Genomic DNA, 21,157 nt, shown 5'->3' with positions numbered 1-21,157 from the left:
ATCAGCATTATACCAATCAGCATTATGAAGAAATTTGTCATAAGCATGCTTGTGGCTACATGTTGCATTACGGCATGGGCGTTGCCCGTCGACCGTACCCGTGCATCGTCGGTTGCCACTACATTTATCAACAGTGTGAACGGAGTCAGCCATTCGGTGAGGAGCGTCGAGAGTGTCGACGGAGGCTGCTACATTGTAAACTTCGCTCCGCAGGGATGGGTCATCGTCGCCGCTGACGATAATGTGGAGCCTGTGATAGGCTACTCGCCCAAAGGCTCCCTGAGTCTTGGTGCGGCTCCCGACAATTTGCGCTATATGTTTGGCGAGTATAAGAAGCTTGTGGTGACCGCTGCACGTTCGGGTGCCACGCAGAAAACATGGGCTGACCCCGTCATGGTGCGTTCACGTGCCGGAGCATCGGTGGAGCCGCTCATCACTATGAAGTGGAATCAGCCCGCCCCTTTCAATAAGTATTGTCCCGGTACGGACGACAACAAAGCGCTTGTAGGCTGTGTGGCCGTAGCCATGGGACAGGCTATGAGCGTGCAGCAGTATCCGTCTCGTCCGAAAGGGTCTGTATCATATTCCGCTGCCGGTTATGGTACACAACGCATAAACTTTGACAGCGAGCGCGCATATAATTGGGATGACATATTATCGGGTGCAAACTCCTATGACGAGGTTGCCCGCTTCCTGTATCATGCCGGAATGAGCGTGAGGATGAATTACGGTGTAGACGGTTCGGGCATACCGTCCAATGAGGTCGACCGCATATCCAACGGCCTTCGTGAGCATTTCGGCTACGGCAACGATGTGTCTTACATATGGCGCAGTGCGTACAAAGGCGACTGGGACCGTTTGGTTCTCAACGAACTGCATGCCGGCCGTGCGGTCATATACAATGCCGTGGATACGGATAGAAATGCCGGACATAGCTTCAATGTCGACGGATTTGACGGAAACAACAGCTTCCACGTCAATTGGGGATGGGGAGGTAGCGGCGACGGATATTTCCGTCTCGACAACCTTCGCGATGCACCATACTTCTTTAATGACTATCATGTGATTATTATCGGTATCGGAGCTCCCGACCGTCTGTTGCGTAGTATAACTCTAAGCAATTCCGAGATTGAGGAGGGGCTTGATGCCGGTTCTGTTGTAGGAAGCATTATGGTAAACGGAGAGGTACCCGCCGGTTCGATGACATTCAGTGTGCGCGGCATGTATAATTCATCGACCGACTCTTATGCCGAGGTGCCCTTTACCATAGATAACGGCATGTTGAAGACCACGCGAAGGCTCGACAAGTCAGACGGTACTATAGCTGTCGATATCGAGGTGACCGACGGAGCAAGCGGCGAGTCGCTCGTACAGGGCTTCTCCATCGCGGTAAGGCCGTGGCGTAGTATTGAGGAGGCCACTTCATTGTCTTACAACCGTACCATAGGCTCTTTTACTCTTAAAACGAAGCATAACGTGTATTATACTATAACCGGTGCGGCAGGCGTGAAGATCGCTGAGGGCGCTATAGAGCCGCTACCCGAACTTACATTCAATAAAGCCGACCTTTCCGACGGAGTGAACGTACTTGAACTGCGATGCGGTACCGAGGTGAAAAAAATCAAGATTGTGAAATAATATAACGAATATCCGATTATGAAAAAGATATATGAAAACTGCGTGCTTGGTGCGGTAGTGTTGCTGACCGCCATGACCGTGACTGCCTGCGGAGGAGGTAAAGAAGATAATCCCGACGGACCCGGACCGGCTCCCGATGACAAGTCTGTGGCCGTAGGAATAACTACCGAGGTCATAACCAAGGCTCCTGTGGTGCTCGAATTTGACGACGGCGACGCGATGAATGTATGGGCCAAGACCTACGGACGTATCGACGCTCCCGACATAGTGGACAATGTCAAGGCTTCTCGTGCCTCCGGTAAGTGGACACTCGCTCCCGAAGTACGCATACAGCAAGGACAGAATGCATTTCTATATGCGGTGGCTCCGTTCAGTTCGGCCAATACCGACCCAGCGGCCATACCTGTCAACATAACCGATCAGGTCGACCTGCTTTACTCCGGAGAGTATGTGCCTGCATCTTTCACTACCCATAATGTGAAGCTGAACATGAAGCATGCACTCAGCCTCGCTATGTTCAATATCGTGGCTCAGGGATATTCGGGTACGGGTGCTCTTACGTCGCTTAGTATTGCCGGCGAACAGGTGTTTACTTCCGGTACAATGCATACCGGTACGGGAAAAATCACCGGCAAGGGCAAGGAGCAGTTCACTTTGTCGGTGTCAAAGACGGTAGACAATAAGGGCTGGACCGACGATCTGCCGCAGATGTGGGTCATACCGTTCTCGACAAAGGGCAAACCGGCTACTCTTACCGCTGTAATCGACGGCAAGACCTATGTGGTCGGATTTCCTGAAGTGGAGATGCGTACTGGCTTCCAATACAAGTTCCGTCTTGTGCTTACCGATACAGGTCTTGTGTTTGTTCCGGCTATGACCGAAGAGGTGTCGCTCAACGCAGAAGGTGATGAAATGCAACCTATGGAGGGCTACGGCATGCTGAGCTTTGACTTCAGCAGGTCAAACTTTGTTTTCCCTTACTTCACGGGCGACAATGTGTTTGGTTCTATACTTTCGGGTAATCATGGAGCCGGTTATGCCATAGGCGGAGCGATGGAGATACCTGACCCGGGTACGAAGCAAGTGGTCGTGGAGACATGGAACTCCACCGGCTTCGAGCTGAATGATCTGCAAGGTATCGAGACAATAGACATATCACGATACTAAAAAAGGCGCCGGAAGGCGCCTTTTTTGTTTATTGTATGACGGGATTTATTTTCTGTTGGCGGCTACATAGCAGAGAGCCTCGCGGCACTTGTCGGTGATATATGACCAGTCGGCTGCGGCTATGCGGTCTTTGGGAAAAAGCTTCGAGCCCATGCCCACACAGTATACTCCGGCTTTAAACCATGAGGCGATATTATCTTCCGTAGGCTCGACACCGCCGGTGACCATGAGTTTTGACCACGGCATGGGTGCGAGTAATCCTTTGACAAACTTCGGGCCGAGCACATCGCCCGGAAATACCTTGCATAGGTCACATCCTGCTTCCTGCGCGAAGCCCACTTCCGATATGCTGCCGCATCCCGGAGTATAGGGCACAAGACGGCGGTTACATATCTTGGCTACCTCGGGATTAAACAGCGGTCCCACTACGAAACAAGCTCCGAGCTGCAGATACAGGGCGGCGGTGGCCGGATCTACTATAGAGCCGACGCCGACAGCCATTTCGGGGCACTCCGAGGCCGCATACTTGACAAGGGTCTCGAATATCTCATGGGCGAAGTCGCCGCGGTTTGTAAATTCAAATGCACGCACGCCTCCGTCATAGCAGGCTTTCAATACTTTTTTGGCGATCTCCGGGTCGGAGTGGTAAAATACGGGCACCATGCCGGTGGCTCCTATTTTGGCCAATACCGACTGCTTATCAAATTTTGCCATAGTTAATTGTTTAAGCTATTGGTTTTGCTGATTGTTAACGCTGCACGCGGCCGTTGGCTGCTCCTCCGGCAAGTGCTTTTACCTCGTCGGCCGACATCATATTGAAGTCGCCGGGTACTGTCTGTTTGAGCGCTGATGCGGCCACGGCAAATTCAAGCGCTTCTTCCTGCGACGGCATTGTTAGCAAACCGTGTATAAGGCCGCCCGAGAAAGAGTCGCCTCCGCCGACGCGGTCGATTATGGGATTTATGTCATAGCGTTTCGACACGTAGAAGTCGCTGCCGTTGTATATCATGCCTTTCCAGCCGTTGTGCGTTGCCGAGAACGATTCCCGCAGTGTCGACACGACATATTTGAAGCCGAACTCCTTCATCATGGCCTTGAAAATGCCTTTGTAGCCCTCGGCATCCGTATTGCCGCCCTCGACATCGCTGTCGGGCTTGAAGCCGAGACATAGTTCTGCGTCTTCCTCATTGCCTATGCATACGTCGACATATTTCATCAGCGGACGCATTATCGACTGTGCCTTATCGCTTGTCCACAGCTTCTTGCGGAAGTTGAGGTCCACGCTTACGGTGACTCCGTGGCGTTTGGCGGCTTCACAAGCCAGACGGGTAAGTTCGGCTGCCTTGTCGCTGATTGCGGGGGTTATGCCGCTCCAGTGAAACCAGTCGGCGCCCTCCATGATGGCATCGAAGTCGAAGTCTTCAGGCTCCGCTTCGGCTATAGATGAATGTGCACGGTCATATATGACCTTCGACGGGCGCATTGACGCTCCTGTCTCAAGATAATATATGCCTACGCGGTCACCTCCACGGGTTATGTAGTCGGTGTGCACTCCGTAGCGTCGCAGTGCGTTGAGCGCAGCCTGACCTATCTCATGTTTCGGAAGTTTGCTTACAAAGTAAGCGTCGTGGCCGTAATTGGCGCAGCTGACGGCCACATTGGCTTCGCCGCCGCCGTAGCAGGCGTCAAAACTGTCGACCTGAATGAAGCGGTCAAAACCGGGAGTGGAAAGGCGGAGCATGATCTCGCCGAGTGTTATAACTTTCATATCGTCTTGTTTTTTAAGATGGTGTCGTTAAACATCCTGTAAGTTTCTGGTTATCGGTTAAGCGACCGTAAAGTTAAGACTATTCTCTCAACCGAGTGCAATAAACGTTAAATTATTTGATTGACTCCATCAACTTTACCGCGTCTATGTAGCGTGCTATTCCCTCGGCCACGCTCTTGGCGTCCTGCATGGCATGGACTACGGTTGCGGGCCGGTTGGTGACGTCGCCGCCGGCAAATACTCCGGGGCGTGTGGTCATGCCGTAAGGGGTGTCGCGTGTCAGCACATATCCTTTGTCGTCGACTTCTATGCCTTCTGTTGTCGATACTATTCTCGCGGCCGGAGCGCTTCCTACCGCAAGTATGAGCCTGTCGGCCTCGACAGTACGGGCTGTGCCTTCCGTGTCAATTATTATGTGGCTCAGGCGTGTGCCCTCGGCGCCGGTAATATCTTTGACCGACGAATTCCACAAAAATTTCACTCCTTCGGCCACTGCGTCGTCATACTCGGAGCGGAGCGCCTTCATATCGTTGATTGTGCGGTGATAGACTACTGTCACTTCCGCCGCTCCCATGCGTACCGCGGTGCGCGCCGCATCAATGGCGGTATTGCCGCATCCGATCACAAATACCTTGTCGCCTTCGTTTACTATCACCTCTTTGCGGTCTATATTGCCGTTCTGAAACAGGCTTACACGTCGCAGAAACCATATGGCCTGACGTACACCGCGATGATTTATGCCGGGGATGTCAAGTTTTTTAGGCTTTCCGGTGCCGGTACCTATGAATATGGCGTCGAAGCCTTTGGCGAAAAGGTCGTCGACCGTAAAGTCGCGGCCTATGGTGGTGTTAAGGTGGAATGTCACCCCGAGGTTCTCTATTTTCTTTATTTCGCGGCGCACCACCTCTTTGGGCAGGCGGTATTCCGGTATGCCGAACATCAGTACTCCGCCCGGCTCCGGCTCCATCTCGAAAATCTCTACGGCAAATCCCTGTCGCGACAGGTCGCCGGCGATTGTAAGGCCGGCCGGACCGCTGCCGATGACCGCTACGCGCCCCCTTGACTTTTCTGGTATGGCTTCATGTGCGAGGCCAGCTTCGGAATCGAAGTCGGCTACGAAACGCTCGAGTTTGCCTATGTTTATATGTGTGCCTTTCTTGCCAAGCACACAGTGGCCCTCGCACTGTCGTTCATGGGCGCATACACGTCCGCATACTGCCGGCAGGTTGCTGCGGCTGTGTATTATAGACATGGCATTGCCGAAGTTGCCTTTGGCAAGTTCGGCAATCCACTCCGGAATATCGTTGCTGACGGGGCATCCTTTTTTGCACCCGGGCACCTTGCATCCCAGACATCGGCGGGCTTCACGTATGGCTTCCGCTATGGTGTAGTTTTCTGATACCTCCTTGAAGTCGTTGTCCATTACGTCTTATTTCATATCGGTATATGTTATCTTGTCCATGTCGCCGTAGTCGAGATTTTCGCCGCCCATGCCCCAGATAAACATGTAGTTCGATGTGCCGGCGGCAGCATGTATGGACCATTCGGGAGCCATGACGGCCTGACGGTCATGCAGCCATATCAGACGGTTCTCCTGCGGTTCTCCCATCAGGTGGCATATGGCGTTGCCTTCGGGCACATTGAAGTAGAAGTATACCTCCACGCGGCGGTCGTGGGTGTGTGCCGGCATGGTATTCCACACGCTTCCGGGCTTTAGCTCGGTAAGCCCCATCTGCAACTGACATGGACCTTCTTCAAGTACATTGTTAACTATAAGCTGGTTTATGACGCGGTCATTGCTCTCCTCCATCTTGCCTGCGGCAAACGAGTTGGCTTTTATAGAACCTTTGCGGCCGTCGATAGTGACGAGCTGGGTCTTGTAAGCCTTGTGGGCCGGGGTTGAGTTGAGGTAGAAACAAGCGGGCTTGTCGGCGTTTTTGCTGCGGAAGGTCACTTTTTTATTACCGCGGCCTACATAGAGGGCGTCCTTGAAGCGGAGTTCGTAGTCCTTGCCGTCGACCGATACGATGCCGTCGCCGCCTATGTTGATGACGCCGAGCTCGCGACGCTCAAGAAAGTACTCCGACTTGAGCGGGTCGATGGTTTCAAGCTCCATGGTTTTGGTTACCGGCACCACTCCGCCGTATACTATGCGGTCATACAGCGAGTAGGTGAGGTTGATCTTGTCCTGCTCCATGACTTCGGGCATCATGAAGTGTGAGCGCAACTGCTCGGTATCATAGTGCTTTACGTCATCGGGATGACAGGCACGGAGTATTGAGTATTCGGTCTGTGCCGAAGCTGATATCATACCCGTAAATAGGGTTATGGCAAAAATTATTCTTTTCATTTTAGTATAGGTTTATTCTGTAGTTTGAATTTTGTCGGAATTTTTCTGTATCATTTCGCGCCGGTTGCGCAATATGTGCACGCGGTTCCACCACATCATGGCCATTGTGATTAGCACCATAAGCGATGCTCCCACCCATTTCAGGTTTTCGGTACATTGATATATGATCCACGCCAGAGGGCTTGAGGCAAAATCAAGGCTGCCGCCGGCAAACCCCGCCGGTATGGCCACAGCCGCGTCGCCGGTTGAGGCATACACATCCTCGGCGGCAAGCGTAAATGCCGGAGCGAGATTGGTGACCATATACAGACCGAGCACTATGACTACGAGCCCCACGATAAATGTCTTTATGACATTTCCCTTAGTGAAGGGGAGTACCAGCGGGAACACATAGAACATGCCTGCAAGTGACGCAAGAGGTAGAAATTCGTTGCCGGGCAGGAGTACGGCAAGCACAAGAGTCACTGGTATAAGCAGGAGCGATACTACCAGCGTGGTCGGATGTCCTATGACAAGAGCCGGACTCATGCCTATGTTCAAGCCGTCGGCGCCTTTGAATTTGCGTGCTATGAGGCTGCGTGTGGCGTCGCTTATCGGTTTCAGTCCCTCTATGAAAAGTACAGTCACGCGAGGAATAAGCTCCATGACGGCGCCCATCTTGATACCCAGTCCGAGTATGTAGGGTATTCTGTCGACGATTTCAGACCATGAACTGCATGTAAGGCAACCTATACCTATGCCTACGACAACGCCGAGAAACAGGGGCTCGCCGAGCAGTCCGAATCTTTTTTTAAGTCCTTCGGCATCGATTTCGAGGCGGTTCATGCCGGGTATTTTATCGAGGCCCTTGTTGATAATCCATGCAAACGGCACGAAACCGGCGCAGAACGGCTGCGGTATGGATATGCCGTCCATGTCCTTGTAATATGACTGAAACTTCTTGGCCGTCATATCGGCAAGTATAAGGGTGATGATGTAACATATTATAGCTCCGAAAAATCCCCATGCGAGTGAGTCGCTTGCGAAGTATATGACCGCACCTATGAAGGCGAAGTGCCAGTAGTTCCAAAGGTCGATGTTGACGGTGCGGGTGGTCTTGGTAAAAAGCATCAGCAGGTTTACGCCAAGACATACCGGAATGATGAAAGCTCCTACGGCGGTGTTATAGGCAACAGCGGCAGCGGCGGGCCATCCCATATCGAATACATGCAGCTGAAGGTCATATAGCTGCACTACTTTGTCGAGAGCCGGACCGAGCGCTGAAGTAAGCAGCGCGGTCACTATCGACAATCCTACAAAACCTACACCTACTTTCAGACCCGACTTCAGGGCGTCGCCGAACTTAATGCCGATACATAGTCCGAGTATGGTGAATATCACCGGCATCATTACGGCCGCCCCGAGACCTATTATGTAGGAAAATACACTTTCCATGCTTTTGTATTTGAAGGTTATCGCTTTGATGATTGGTTATGAAAGGTCGGCGTCGCGGGTTATTTGGGCTGTTTGCCGATGTAAGCGAGTATGCCTCCGTCAACGTAGAGCACATGTCCGTTGACAAAGTCCGAAGCATCCGAGGCGAGGAAAACGGCCGGACCCATCAGATCCTCGGGTGTGCCCCAGCGCGCGGCGGGAGTCTTAGATATTATGAACGCATCAAACGGATGACGTGAGCCGTCGGGCTGACGCTCGCGCAATGGAGCGGTCTGTTCGGTGGCTATGTATCCCGGGCCTATGCCGTTGCACTGTATGTTATGTTCGCCGTATTCCGAGCATATGTTGCGGGTGAGCATCTTCAGACCACCCTTTGCGGCGGCGTATGCGCTTACTGTCTCGCGGCCGAGTTCGCTCATCATCGAGCATATGTTTATTATTTTGCCGTGGCCCTTGCGTATCATACCGGGTATTACGGCCTTTGCACAGATGTAGGGAGCCACAAGGTCCACGTCGATGACGCGACGGAAGTCCTCGACCCGTATGTTGTCAAACGTTATGTCGCGTACCACATTGTTGTCGCCGCAATTGATGGCGAAGCATCCCTGATAGTCAATCTGCTTCTCCTTGTGGTCGAGTATGTCGATGTTGCGGTATGTTATGTCGCATATGGTATCGGCCGGAGCATCCGGTCCTATCTCCGTGGCGCTTCCATGCAGGCCTATCATGACGGGGTGCGCCACGTCGGCCCATAGGGTGGAGTTTTCCATGACTATATTGCGGCATCCGCCCTTGAAGCCCTTGCGCGTGGCGTATACTGTGGAGCAGTCGTCGCTGTTGCGGCAGAAAACATTATTATAATATATGTTGTCGCTTGCAAACACGTTCATGCCGTCGCCCCAGCCATAATAGCTGATTGACTTGACGTTGTTTATGCTTACCGAGTCGCTGCCTCCTACCGGTATCTGTGTCACTATGATGCCGTCGGCGTCGATGTGTTTGGAGCGCTTGATGTAGATGCCCTCGCCGCGGCCTGCCGGATGGACTTCGCCGCGACCGTAGAAACGCACATCGCGCACGCTGTCGGCTACAAGCCGGCCTACTACTCTCGCTCCGCCGTCGATGTACACCGTTTTGCCCGAGGGTATGTTCATCACTCCGCCGGGTAGGTCATGTACTCCGGGACCGAAGTATATGAGGTCGCTGCCCTTTTTGCCGGCTTTCTTGATTTCCTTCGCTGTGGGACGGTGTGTGTCGATTGGATTGGCAAACAGATGCAGGTTGTGGAATATGTCGCCGTTTATCTCAACCGACAGATTGCGAGGACGGTCAAGGGTGAATGTGAGTGTGTTGCCCGCTACGGCAGGCTCTATGCCGTAAGAGAGCGGGCGTACCCGTACATCATCCACTTTTTTGCTGTTGGCTGTGACTTCGACCTCTACCGTGCCGTCAAAGTCAAAGTAGGCCATTGATGCGGTCTCGACATGGTGTTTGGTGTCGCGCACTTCATCGACCTTTACAGGGTAGACGGCTACGGGCTGCCAGTCACCGCCGGCCTGACGCACTTTTACGGAAAAGTCGTCAAGTGTCTCGACCCCTTCTCCTGCAGGATAAGTAACAACTTCGGCATTTATGCCGGCAATAGCCGCGCACAGTGCAAAAACTGCTGATGTGATACGTTTCATTCTATTCTGAAATTGTGATTGGTTATCATTTTATATCATGGTATACCGATTCAGGAGTGGAAACACTCATTTGCCAACAGTATTTTAATGTTTTTTTAGAAATTCGTGCAGATGCCGTATTTTACGCGTAAGCATACGTCAGGCAGCTCGGCATCTTGGTTACCGTGCGAGGTACTTGCGGAAGGCTTTGTGCATTATGCCCATACGGTATGATATCTCGCTTCTTCTGTGGCTTTTGAAAGCGCCGCGCAATAGGCTTACGGTATACTGCGACATAAACAGCATGTAAAGATACCAAGGATAGCGGCGGTTGTATACTTTGCGGAAATAGAGAAAACGGCTGAAAGCCTGCTCGATCTGGATAAATTCGCTCTTTTGTTTTATTTTGGTGCCCGACATCCCTTCCAGATGTATGATGCGGGATTCGGGTACGAGCATTATACGGTAACCGAGTTTTTTTATACGGAATGACAGCTCCGACTCTTCACAATACAGAAAAAAGTCCGGGTCAAAACCTCCGGCCCGTTCAAAGGCTTCGCGCCTGACCATCATGTCGGCGCCGATGACATAACCCACTTCTATGGGGCTTTTGGCATAAAGCTCCGGCGGTTTGCGTTTTATGCGCGGTATGTATGCCCTGAAATAATGGCCGAGAGTTAGTTGTGGCGAGGTGGAGTATCCTATGCTGCCGTCGCGGTTTAGCAGGAGGCCTCCGCATGCCCCGGTGTCGGGGTGGGTTTTCAGGTAGTCATACAACGTCTTTATGGAGTTGTCTATAATTACGGTGTCGGAGTTTAGCAGAAAGAGAGTATCGGCTTTTGCCGCCGATACGCCCATGTTGTTGGCGCGTCCGAAGCCGAGATTTTCCGGTGCCTTAATCATAATGATGCCGTCGATCCGCTCTTGCAGAAATTCGACGGAGCCGTCGCCCGAGTCGTTGTCTATCACTATGATCTCGTAGCGCACTCCATATGTCTTCGCTTTTATTGACTCTATGCATTCGAGAGTCATTTGCGGAGTTTTGTAGTTGACGATTATGATCGACAATTGGGGCTTTAGGCTATCATCCATTCGGTCGGTTGCAATCTTTGTTATTGACTATGCAAATATACGGATAAGCCGTGAGCAAAAACAAATTATTTTATTTTGAAGTACGAAAATATCGTTTCGGCTCCAAAATAAGATTGATCTGTCGGTATCAGGTAATATCAGTTGAAGATACGTCCTAAAAAACTGCCGAACGTATAAAATACCGAGCCTTGAGTCCATGTGCAGCGTTTGCGTATGATATTGAAGGGCGTCATCAGAAATATCATATAGCGCGGTTTTGCCGTACCGTCGGTCAGCAAGAGGTTTTTTAATACTTTCAGATACCGTCGTGCCGGCCGGTCGGCAAAGCGAGCTGTCATCTCCGTTACTTTAAGGTATAGCTCACGTTGATGCATGTCAAGTTTAAGTCTGAAAAAATATTCGGCATATGTTTTTGTCACCGAGGTGTTTATTGTGGCGCTCTCTTCAAGCCATGTATCGGGAGTGGCATTGTCATATACCGGTATTATGCCGCTGTTGTCGCGTGCATATGATATTGTGCGTCCGAAAGGACATGCCGAGTAGTATTGCTCGAATGCCGGAGTGAGTCTTTTGAGGTTTTTAAGCGGTCCGCGGCATCGGTCGCGCATATATAAAGATGTATAAGGCCCGGTCTCCCGAACCGGCAGACGGTCACCGCCGGCCACAAGGTAATAGCTGCTTAACGGTGCCGCTCCGAAGTCGGCAAGCAGGTCGTTGATGTGTTTTTGTGTACGCCGCGATCCATTGACATCTATGACGGCGCCCCGAGTTGTCGGGTCGGTCATGCCGAGCTGTGTGAAATATTGGCGTATAAGTGCACGCTGTTCGGTGTAATACCGTTTTATGACTTCCACCGCGTCACTGTTGTCAAGCGGATCAATATCTTTGTTTTTATTAATTGTCTTGATTTCATCAAGTACATGGGGCGGTAGAATTTGTGACAGAGTGTCGGTGACGGATGAGTGCCGCCCCCTTAGGGTAGATGATGAAAGCAAATATGACAGTTGTTCTCTTGAACACTCTCTCATAGCCGGCAGGTAGATGGACGAGCGTGATATGTAGAGCATGTGAAGTCTGATGGCGTCAAATTCGGGCCTGCATGACTGTATGGTCTTTGCGGTCTCGTATAGTATATATCCGTCGCGTGTCATGAAATACAGGTCGGTCATGCCTTTGTCGAGCGCGTCGGTCAATATGCCGTTTACGTAGACCGCGTAGAGCGGTGCTATAAGGTCGGCGGCAAAATCCACACGGTTGTCCCTCTCTTGAGAGAGTCTTACGGCTCTTGACAGCCCGGCTAATTGTGACGTTGCAGAAGCGAGAGGATTATAGTCGGAGTCGAGCAATAGTTTTTCGCACGGCAGGTAACGGTATTTTACTCGATGCGGAATTATACCTTTTTTCAATGCGCTAATGAAGTCGCTGCGAAAATTGTCACCGTAGTGATGCCATTTCATGGGGCCGATATGGTTCTCCTCTTTTACGAGGCGGAATAGTCGGCCTGACTTCTTTGTGGCTCCGGATTCGCACGACACATATAGTTTGTCGCCCTCTTTCCAGAAGCCGTGGCAGCGCAAAAGATGTAGCAGGAAATCAGAGGGCAGATACATGTCGGAGATAAACAATACCGATTCTCCTTTGTCATGAAGCCGGGCTATAAATTTCTGCATCCTCGCAACCGGTACAAGTACCGACTTTTCAGTGCGAAGTTCGGTTTCCATTATTTTGTCATTTGGCAGGTCTGTCATGCCGATGAAATCGCACTCTGCGTATATCTCTTTGAGAGTCACTTCTCCATTCTTTTTTCGGATGGCTCTCCTTTCGGCATCCATTCTTTCTTTTGCAAAGTCACATTTGATCGGTTGAGGAGCATCGCATCCTAAAACTTCGCGCGCCAGTAGATCGAAAGTGTTGTATGTGTCTACGGTTGCCCTTACCAAACATGTGTCAAAGATGTCAAATGATTTAATGCTCATGTCTTTGTCAATAAGTATTATAATTATTATCAAGATTTAATTATCTCTAAGTAAGAGATAATTAAGACCAAGCAATCGGCTATTAATCAGCAGTGTACGAATCGGCAATTGATGTGTCTTATGGTTGATTGACAAAATCTGAGATAATCGAATCTTTTTATTTGAACGATAATGTGGTGATAATTTTCATGTTAATGTATAAAACAGTAACTTTATGGCAGTTTAATTATCTCTTACTTAGAGATTATATCAATAAAAAGATAATTATTTGTCATAGAATTTGTATGATAATAAAATTTGCATTACCTTTGCGCTTGAAAATTTACGGGGTATTAGCTCATCTGGCTAGAGCGCGACACTGGCAGTGTCGAGGTGAGCGGTTCGAGTCCGCTATACTCCACAGACAGCGAATTCAGAGTCTATCTGAGTTCGCTTTTTTTATGGCATACTTGCAGTTAGTGGGGCAGCTTCAAAGTCGGCAGGTTGAAGTGTAAAATGCAATAGGCATGTAGAGGCGCCGGTAGTACGGCGCCCGCGAAGCCGGATGGCCATACGGGTTACACCTGATGACGTACTTCCGGCGTCCCTACCACAGACATAGTCGTCGTTTAACAACCGCATTTTTACATTGAGCCAATTTTAGTGGCGGAGTGGGAGGCGGAAGGGCATGCTGCTGCCGGCAACAAAGGTGAATGTGACGGAGCGACTTAGCGCCGAGGAGTTATAGCGTACACGATAGGTGCGTCCGGCTACGAAACAATCGGGTCGGAATCGGGCGCAGACCGTGCTGTCGGTTATCGATGACGCCCGATCGGCGACAATGCGTTCCTCGATGGTAACATCGGCGCCGCGCAGGGTTAATGCTATGCTTACAGCTTCGATGCCGGCGGGTGGCTGCCGGTCAAAGCCGTATCGTGTCCACTCCGTTACGCCGTCATGTGTTTCGACAAGAAGTTCGGGTGTCGGCGGTTCTTCACCGTCGTAAATGACGAGGGAGCCGGCGTAATAAAACTCTTCGGGCGGCACTGCCGCCGTGGGACGTACCGATAAGGCGACAACCGCTGCCGCCGCTATGAGCAACAACACGCAGGTTTCGACCGGTCCTATCGATATCCAAAGCAGTATCATGACGCGAATATAGTTATTTAATCGGTAAACTTCATTGTCAGGGCTTGATAAGATGGGTGTATTTTGTAAAATTGACTATGTCTTAGGCACTCACGCCCGGCTCTGCTTAAATAAAATTGGCATAGCTCTTGACTTATTCGTATCTTTGCGTTATAAATTTATCAAATGCAATTATGTTTTCAGGAATAGTAGAGGAAGCGGCCCGGGTGACGGCCGTTGAGCGTGACGGCGGCAATGTACACCTTACGCTCACATGCTCGTTTGTCGACGAGCTGAAAATCGACCAGTCGATATCGCACAACGGTGTGTGTCTGACGGTAGTGTCGCTCCCGGGCGACAACACCTACACCGTCACCGCTATACAGGAGACTCTCGACCGAAGCAATCTCGGCGACCTGAAGGTGGGCGACCTTGTCAATGTGGAGCGCAGCATGATGATGAACGGACGCCTTGACGGTCATATAGTACAGGGCCATGTCGACTGCACGGCTGTGTGCGATGAAGTACGCGAGGTCGACGGTAGCACATATTTCCGTTTTCGCTATACGGCCGACAAGACTCTAGCTCGCCGCGGTTATGTGACTGTCGAAAAAGGTTCTGTTACGGTCAACGGCGTGAGCCTGACGGTGTGTGACTCGGAGCCGGAATCTTTTCGTGTGGCTATAATACCCTATACTTTCGAGCACACTAACTTTCACCGCATCGCGGAGGGCAGCAGAGTGAATCTCGAGTTTGACATAATAGGCAAGTATCTTGCCCGTCTTATGGAGGTACAATAGACTGTAATGGAGAGCAAAGGTATAGTCATATACGGCGCGTCGAGTTGCGATATCGAGCCCCGCTATATGGAGTGGGCTCGCGCTACAGGACGTGCCATAGCCCGGAGCGGCTTCACACTCGTGAGCGGCGGAGGTCGCGGAGGGCTTATGGCTGCCGCTATCGACGGAGCCAAGGAGGCCGGCGGCAGGACAGTAGGCGTACTTCCCGACTTCATGATGAAGCGTGGATGGAATCATCGCGGTCTTGACTCTACTCTGATCACAACGTCAATGCACGAGCGCAAGAAGACCATGGCCGACCTGTCGTGCGGGGCCATAGCGCTTCCCGGCGGGGTGGGCACTCTCGACGAACTTTTCGAGATAATAACATGGCGTCAGTTGGGTCTTTATGAAGGCAATGTCGTGATAGCTAACGCTTACGGGTTTTATGACATGCTGCTTGCTCATTTGAAACACACTGATAGCGAACGCTTCATGCGTGCCCACGGCTTATGGACCGTGGCCGAGACTCCGGAGGAGGCTGTCAGGGCCGTATCGGCCGACCTGACAATATATGACATCGGCGATAAATACTGATACCAATGGCAGTCGTCGAGTCCATAAAACTGTGTCATTCATTTCAGGCTCCGCTTGAAGTCGATGCCGCGGGCATAAATAATAGTGTCACCGCTTATGCCTCCGGACTACCGCTCGAGCCCCGTCCAGAACTGTTGGGCTATAACTCGGGATTGCTGTGTATAATAATAGCCATGATGCTGATTGTCATATTCAACATACATCAGTATTCACGCTTTATGAAGACACTTTTCAATGACATGTGGAGCATGCGCCGACGTTCCACGCTCTTTGACGAACGCACCGTCAACGAAACCCGCATCATTGGTGCCCTCATAGTACAGTTGTGTGTGTGCGAGTCCATACTGCTGCTGGCGGCTATGCCGTTGCTGGGGCTGTATGTGCCGCTGGATCGTGCCGCCGTGGTGGCCGGCGCGTTTATCGGTGTCACAATCGGGTATTATTTTCTTCAGGTGGCCGCCTATAAGGTCATCGGTTACGTTTTTGCCGAACCTGAGCAGGCCGACCAGTTGCTTGGAGGTTTTAATTCATCGCAGACCCTTCTTGGTTTCTGTCTGCTGCTTCCGGCTATGGCCGTACTCTTCTATCCGGCCTCGGCCGTAGCGCTGTTATGTACGAGTATATTGTTATATTTATGTGCTCGGATTATATTCATTTATAAGGGATTTAGAATTTTTTACCACAATTTTTCAACGTTGCTTTATTTTATTTTGTACCTTTGCACCGTGGAAATCATACCGGCTTTGTTGGTATTCAACGGCATATTTTCACTTTGTCGTATTTTAATTAGCTAATCTTACACAAGTTGTTCATAGAGTGAAAGTTAAAAAAGTACTTGTTTCGCAGCCGAAACCTACATCAGAAAAATCGCCCTACTACGAAATTGCGGAAAAATACGGTGTCGAGATTGAATTTCGTCCTTTCATAAAGGTTGAGGGCCTGAGCGCTAAAGAATTTCGTCAATCCCGAATATCCATTCCTGACTTTACAGCGATTATCTTTACCGCACGTACTGCCGTAGATCATTTCTTTCGCCTTTGTGAGGAGATGCGCTATGCTGTACCCGATACCATGAAGTATTTCTGTACTACCGAGGCAATAGCCAATTATCTTCAGAAATATATAGTGTATCGCAAGCGCAAGATATTCTTTGTCAATACCGGCAAACTCGATGACCTTCTGCCTTATTTGCTCAAGCATAATAAAGAACGTTATCTGTATGCCGTGAGCAATGTACATAAGGAAGATCTTAATATCCTCGACCACAACAATATAAATTATACGAAGGCGGTCATGTACCGCACTGTGAGCAATGACTTCGGTCCTGACGAACCTTTCGATTACGATATGCTGCTCTTCTTCAGTCCGTCGGGTATCGACTCTCTGCTTAAAAATTTCCCAAAGTTCAAGCAGGATGAGATCAAGATCGGATGCTTCGGCACTACTACGGCTCAAGCCGTACGCAACGCCGGACTGCGTCTTGACATGGAGGCACCTTCGGTTAAAGCGCCCTCGATGACGGCCGCTCTCGACCTCTTCCTCAAGGAGGATGCTCAAAACAATTGACGTGACATCACATCGTCTATATAAGCGCGAAAAATTACGCTCCGTATCAGCCATAGACGCCCTCTTTTCCCATAAACCGGGGATAGCGGGCGTTATGGCTTTTCCTGTAAGAGCGGTGTGGCGGCTCGACGGAACAAGGGCCGGCGGCACCCGCTTTCTTGTGTCGGTACCTAAGAAAAGACTCCGTCATGCCGTCGACCGGGTGGCTATGCGCCGACGCATACGCGAGGCATACAGGCTTCACCGCGCTATTCTTCCCGATACGACGACATTGCCGCTTGACATAGCGTTCATATTCGTATCCGATACTCTGCAGCCCTATCGCCGCATAGAGGATGCAGTAAAAAAGATATTGTCGCGCATAAGCGACTCTATTCTCAAAACAACAGATGCCGATGATGCGCCGTCTGCTGACTGACCTGCTTGTATTGCCCATACGCTTTTATCAAGGCGCCATTTCTCCGCATATGCCGCCGGCGTGTCGCTATACTCCCACATGCAGCCAATATGCTATTGAGGCTCTGCGTAAGCACGGACCTTTTAAAGGCATGTGGCTCGCTCTGAAACGCATAGCACGTTGCCATCCGTGGGGAGGAAGCGGATATGACCCGGTGCCATGAAGATCACAGACATACATACCCATGACCTGTCGCGCCACGGAGCCATAATAAACTATGACTTCGCGACCCCTATGCGGCCCGACATGATATACTCGGCTGGGGTACATCCGTGGGATACACTTTCACCCTCGGTTGACAAATATCTTGATGTGACCCTCACGCTTGCCCGTAGCGGACTTATAGCGGCTGTAGGCGAATGCGGACTTGACGGCATCGCCGGCGCTCCGCTTGACGTACAGGACCGTATATTTCGCCGACAGGCCGCTATAAGCGAGGAGTTCGGCCTGCCTGTCATATTGCATGTCGTAAAAGCGCATCAGCAGATGATAGCGTTAAAAAAAGAACTTAAGCCTACAATGCCGTGGATCATACACGGCTTCCGCGGAAAGCCACAACTTGCAGAGGCATTGATCCGGCAGGGGTTTTATCTGTCGCTCGGCGAACGCTACAACCCTATGTCGGCAGCGGTGATACCGATTGACCGTCTTCTTGCCGAAAGCGACGGGAGCCGGCTTATGGCAGCAGAAATCTCCGCCGGTTTTCCTCATTTTGACCCTACGTTGGCCGACAGACTGTTTACATAAGGTCTTTGATGGCTGACGCAGGCAGTGCGTGCAACGGATTGTGCATGTACGACTTCGGTATATGGTTTACTCCACGGCGGGTGAATATACAGCCTGTAAGACGGCTTTTTAGAGCTGTCATGACGGGTTCGGCGCCTTGTGCAGGTGTCGATATCAGCGGACGAAACAACCTGTCGCTTAAATAATTCACAATTGTATTATCCATTGTTATTATTGACGAGTCCACGATGCCGGGATCGGAACAGTTTACTCTTATGCCTCTCGGTTTCAGTTCGTCGGCAAAGTCGAGGGCGAAATGCGTCAGCATAAGCTTGCTTCTGCCGTAGGTGGTGAAGCGTCCGTGACGGGAGACGGCTCTGTCGAGCCAGTCGGTTCGTAACTTTACTATGTGCCGTGTCATTGACGTTGTAAACACTACGGAACCGCCTGTGGAAATTAACGGAGCAAGCAACCGTGAAAAAAGGGCGGTTGCTATAAAATTGGTTTGTGTGGCCTCTTCATAACCGTCATCGGTGATTGTAAGTCTTCCGGGCATAGTGCCTGCATTGTTTATAAGCGCGTTTATTTTGTAATGGCGTGAGGCTGCCTCCACTGCCGCCTCGCGTACCGATGACAGCGATGACAGGTCTACAGGCAGTATATCGCAGTCCATGCCCCCGCTGTCGGGTTCGTTGATAAAGCGCTCGGCTTTGTCGGTATTACGGCAGGCAAGCACCACCCTGCATCCTCGCGCCGCCAGTGCCTTTGTTATGGCCCGTCCTATTCCGCCTGTAGCTCCGGTGACTATGTATACTCCGTCGGTATTCATCGGTCGATTCTATCAAGGAGTTTTTTCCTGATCAGTACACGTGCCCATTCGGGTAGGGAGGCCACGGCCGGTATGGCCAGCCGGTTCATAACGCCGTTGATATACTGCGCCTTACCCGCCAATGTCCGCTTCAAGGCCTTGCGCACAAACTTCTGCGGCGTGTAGAGCGCTCCCACTTTTGTGCCGAGCCGTTGCAGCCGCTTGGGAAGTCCGAAAAGGTCAGTGGCTATGCCTCCCGGACAGGCTACGGTTACCGATACATCATAGTCCTTCATCTCTATGCGGAAGGCCCGAGAGAATGCCCTTATGTAGGCTTTCGTGGCACTGTACATGGCTATTCCCGGCATTGGCATCCAGCACGACATGGACGACATGTTAAGTATGCATCCGCCGCCATTGGCTGACATCAAGCCGCCGAACAAGCGGCATATGTGGGTCATGGTCCTCATGTGCAGGTCGATATAAGCGTCAATGTGGGCGGGCGGCATATGAGCCACTCTCTTGAAGTCAAATATGCCGGCATTGTTTATTACAATTTCAGGTATGAGATCTTTTTCGTCTACAAATGCCAGCAACTTTTCGGCGGCGTCGGCCGAGGCAAGGTCGAGGCAGTATGTGGTCACCTTGACTCCCCACCTATTCTCAATCTCGGCCGCACACCGTTGAAGGTCATCAGGCCTGTTGCTGACCGCAACAATGTCATATGCCAAATCGGCAAGCTGCCAGCAAAATTCAAACCCTATGCCCGATGATGCCCCCGTTACCAAAGCTATGCTCATCGCTGACGTGATTTTATGGTATCGATTTCGCGTCGTAGAGCCGGCGGAAGGTCGTTGACGCACTTATGACATGCCATCTCCCGCGAATACATGCGTCCTATGCAGTAGTTGACGTGCTCGCACCCCGATGACTCAAGCCCGTCGCGCATGTGGTTGACAAAATCGGGCATGGTCAGCAGCGCGCGGCCCATCTGCACGAACTCAAACCCTTCGTCAAGTACCCGGTCGATACTCTGTCGGGTCGAACATCCGCCTACATATATTAGGGGCAGCCGTAACTCACGGCGAAATATCTTGGCGTCATCAAGAAAATAGCACTCCTTATAGGGTACGCTCGGTATCATCATGCGGCCAAACATCTTTACGCCGTATTTCAGCCACCGAGAGTCCATGTAGTGGGTGAGTGCTTTAATCGGCATCTCGCCCCTCATGACATACATGGGAGCCTTGCTCACGAAGCCGCCGGAGAGTACCAGTGCATGCACGCCGAGGCGTTCAAGCTCGCGGCCTACGGTGAGGGTTTCGTCAAGTTCCATGCCTCCCTTGAAGCCGTCACGCATGTTCATCTTAACCACCACGCCTGTGTCGCTGCCTGCCGCTTCCATCACCTCATTCATGCACAGCTTCATGAAGCGCATGCGGTTGTCGAGAGAACCGCCCCAACGGTCGCGGCGGTGATTGGTGTATGGTGACAGAAACTGGCTTATCAGGTAGCCGTGGCCCGCGTGTATCTCCACGCAGTCCATGCCTGCGTCACGAGCCATGCGCACCGCCTCGCCGAAAGATTTGCTCATGGCTATTATCTCGTCGTCGCGCATTTTTCTTACCGGGGTGGGCGAGTATATGTTGAAGCGTCCTGAAGCCGATATGGGGGTCTCGCCTGCCGTCGATCTGTGCGACATATTGCCGCAGTGTCCGAGCTGTATCGACGCTTTGGCTCCGGCAGCGTGTATGGAGTCGGTTATGTCGCGGAGTGCCGGTATTATCTCCGGCCGCATCCACAGCTGACTCGGAAATGACAGCCCGTTGCGGGTCACGGAAGCATATGCGAGCGTGGTCATGCCCACACCTCCTTCGGCTACCGATACATGGTAGTCCTTGAGCATGCGGGTAGGACTGTTTCCATCGGCCATACCTTCAAATGCAGCTGAGCGTATGGTCCTGTTGCGGAGTGACACCGGACCGATGCGACCTTCGGTGAAGAGTAGAGAATTGTCTTTTTTCATTG

At 51.3% G+C, this 21,157-nt stretch carries 21 protein-coding genes and 1 tRNA gene; 10 read left to right on the top strand and 12 right to left on the bottom strand.

Features of this window, described 5'->3' with window-relative positions:
* Nucleotides 1-24 precede the first annotated feature (24 nt).
* Complete coding sequence (locus tag FW767_RS00805; protein ID WP_121698009.1) at nt 25-1,638, top strand: C10 family peptidase; 1,614 nt, start codon at nt 25-27, stop codon at nt 1,636-1,638.
* An 18-nt stretch (nt 1,639-1,656) separates the two neighbouring features.
* Nucleotides 1,657-2,805 carry a fimbrillin family protein gene (locus FW767_RS00800; protein WP_121698010.1) on the top strand — a complete coding sequence of 383 codons (1,149 nt, stop codon included), beginning with the start codon at nt 1,657-1,659 and terminating at the stop codon, nt 2,803-2,805.
* Between the two features lie 45 nt (nt 2,806-2,850).
* Here the strand turns inward: FW767_RS00800 and FW767_RS00795 are convergent, their stop codons facing one another.
* From FW767_RS00795 to FW767_RS00760, 8 genes are all read right to left on the bottom strand, one after another.
* Nucleotides 2,851-3,519, bottom strand: a complete 669-nt coding sequence (locus FW767_RS00795) for a bifunctional 4-hydroxy-2-oxoglutarate aldolase/2-dehydro-3-deoxy-phosphogluconate aldolase (protein ID WP_121698011.1) — start codon at nt 3,517-3,519, stop codon at nt 2,851-2,853.
* 34 nt (nt 3,520-3,553) lie between these two features.
* Nucleotides 3,554-4,573 (bottom strand): sugar kinase, encoded by a 1,020-nt coding sequence (locus FW767_RS00790; protein WP_121698012.1) that lies wholly within the window; start codon nt 4,571-4,573, stop codon nt 3,554-3,556.
* Between the two features lie 112 nt (nt 4,574-4,685).
* Entirely contained in the window at nt 4,686-5,996 is a 1,311-nt protein-coding gene (locus tag FW767_RS00785; protein WP_121698013.1) for an NAD(P)-dependent oxidoreductase, read from the bottom strand.
* 6 nt (nt 5,997-6,002) lie between these two features.
* Complete coding sequence (gene kduI / locus FW767_RS00780; RefSeq protein ID WP_121698014.1) at nt 6,003-6,923, bottom strand: 5-dehydro-4-deoxy-D-glucuronate isomerase; 921 nt, start codon at nt 6,921-6,923, stop codon at nt 6,003-6,005.
* 12 nt (nt 6,924-6,935) lie between these two features.
* A complete protein-coding gene (locus FW767_RS00775; RefSeq protein WP_121698015.1) occupies nt 6,936-8,357 on the bottom strand; it encodes a PTS galactitol transporter subunit IIC in 1,422 nt (473 codons plus the stop codon).
* A gap of 59 nt (nt 8,358-8,416) precedes the next feature.
* Nucleotides 8,417-9,085: an SDR family oxidoreductase gene (locus tag FW767_RS13435; protein WP_394349333.1), complete on the bottom strand. Its 669-nt coding sequence runs from the start codon at nt 9,083-9,085 to the stop codon at nt 8,417-8,419.
* 1,116 nt (nt 9,086-10,201) lie between these two features.
* Entirely contained in the window at nt 10,202-11,113 is a 912-nt protein-coding gene (locus FW767_RS00765) for a glycosyltransferase family 2 protein (protein WP_121698023.1), read from the bottom strand.
* A 137-nt stretch (nt 11,114-11,250) separates the two neighbouring features.
* Nucleotides 11,251-13,089 carry a hypothetical protein gene (locus tag FW767_RS00760; RefSeq protein ID WP_147438678.1) on the bottom strand — a complete coding sequence of 613 codons (1,839 nt, stop codon included), beginning with the start codon at nt 13,087-13,089 and terminating at the stop codon, nt 11,251-11,253.
* A gap of 326 nt (nt 13,090-13,415) precedes the next feature.
* Here FW767_RS00760 and FW767_RS00755 point away from each other — a divergent pair.
* A tRNA-Ala gene (locus FW767_RS00755) sits at nt 13,416-13,489 on the top strand.
* Between the two features lie 239 nt (nt 13,490-13,728).
* Here the strand turns inward: FW767_RS00755 and FW767_RS00750 are convergent.
* Entirely contained in the window at nt 13,729-14,217 is a 489-nt protein-coding gene (locus FW767_RS00750; protein WP_121698025.1) for a hypothetical protein, read from the bottom strand.
* A gap of 173 nt (nt 14,218-14,390) precedes the next feature.
* Between FW767_RS00750 and FW767_RS00745 the strand changes: the two genes are divergently transcribed.
* Genes FW767_RS00745 through FW767_RS00715 form a run of 7 tightly spaced genes read left to right on the top strand, consistent with a single transcriptional unit; the run spans nt 14,391 to nt 18,342 of the window.
* Nucleotides 14,391-14,996 carry a riboflavin synthase gene (locus tag FW767_RS00745; protein ID WP_121698026.1) on the top strand — a complete coding sequence of 202 codons (606 nt, stop codon included), beginning with the start codon at nt 14,391-14,393 and terminating at the stop codon, nt 14,994-14,996.
* A 6-nt stretch (nt 14,997-15,002) separates the two neighbouring features.
* The gene (locus FW767_RS00740) at nt 15,003-15,572 is read left to right on the top strand and encodes an LOG family protein (protein ID WP_121698027.1); all 570 of its coding nucleotides are present in this window, start codon (nt 15,003-15,005) and stop codon (nt 15,570-15,572) included.
* Between the two features lie 5 nt (nt 15,573-15,577).
* The gene (locus FW767_RS00735) at nt 15,578-16,366 is read left to right on the top strand and encodes a DUF4271 domain-containing protein (RefSeq protein WP_121698028.1); all 789 of its coding nucleotides are present in this window, start codon (nt 15,578-15,580) and stop codon (nt 16,364-16,366) included.
* Nucleotides 16,367-16,388: 22 nt separating this feature from the next.
* A complete protein-coding gene (locus tag FW767_RS00730; protein ID WP_121698029.1) occupies nt 16,389-17,138 on the top strand; it encodes a uroporphyrinogen-III synthase in 750 nt (249 codons plus the stop codon).
* 1 nt (nt 17,139) lies between these two features.
* The gene (locus tag FW767_RS00725) at nt 17,140-17,556 is read left to right on the top strand and encodes a ribonuclease P protein component (RefSeq protein WP_205523756.1); all 417 of its coding nucleotides are present in this window, start codon (nt 17,140-17,142) and stop codon (nt 17,554-17,556) included.
* The gene (gene yidD, locus FW767_RS00720; RefSeq protein WP_205523767.1) at nt 17,537-17,758 is read left to right on the top strand and encodes a membrane protein insertion efficiency factor YidD; all 222 of its coding nucleotides are present in this window, start codon (nt 17,537-17,539) and stop codon (nt 17,756-17,758) included. The genes FW767_RS00725 and yidD overlap by 20 nt, the downstream gene beginning before the upstream one ends.
* The gene (locus FW767_RS00715) at nt 17,755-18,342 is read left to right on the top strand and encodes a TatD family hydrolase (protein ID WP_121698032.1); all 588 of its coding nucleotides are present in this window, start codon (nt 17,755-17,757) and stop codon (nt 18,340-18,342) included. The genes yidD and FW767_RS00715 overlap by 4 nt, the downstream gene beginning before the upstream one ends.
* Here FW767_RS00715 and FW767_RS00710 read toward each other — a convergent pair.
* The 3 genes from FW767_RS00710 to FW767_RS00700 are packed head-to-tail and all read right to left on the bottom strand — an operon-like array spanning nt 18,335 to nt 21,155.
* On the bottom strand, nt 18,335-19,150 hold the full coding sequence (locus FW767_RS00710) for an SDR family NAD(P)-dependent oxidoreductase (protein WP_121698033.1): 816 nt from the start codon (nt 19,148-19,150) through the stop codon (nt 18,335-18,337). The two genes, FW767_RS00715 and FW767_RS00710, sit on opposite strands and share 8 nt — an antisense overlap.
* Complete coding sequence (locus FW767_RS00705; RefSeq protein WP_121698034.1) at nt 19,147-19,929, bottom strand: SDR family NAD(P)-dependent oxidoreductase; 783 nt, start codon at nt 19,927-19,929, stop codon at nt 19,147-19,149. The genes FW767_RS00710 and FW767_RS00705 overlap by 4 nt, the downstream gene beginning before the upstream one ends.
* On the bottom strand, nt 19,926-21,155 hold the full coding sequence (locus FW767_RS00700; RefSeq protein WP_121698035.1) for an NADH:flavin oxidoreductase: 1,230 nt from the start codon (nt 21,153-21,155) through the stop codon (nt 19,926-19,928). Before FW767_RS00700 ends, FW767_RS00705 begins: the two co-directional genes overlap by 4 nt.
* Between the last annotated feature and the right edge of the window lie 2 nt (nt 21,156-21,157).

This window comes from Heminiphilus faecis, assembly GCF_008728965.1.
Taxonomy (GTDB): Bacteria; Bacteroidota; Bacteroidia; order Bacteroidales; family Muribaculaceae; genus Muribaculum; species Muribaculum faecis.
This window is presented reverse-complemented; position numbering and strand designations above follow the sequence as displayed.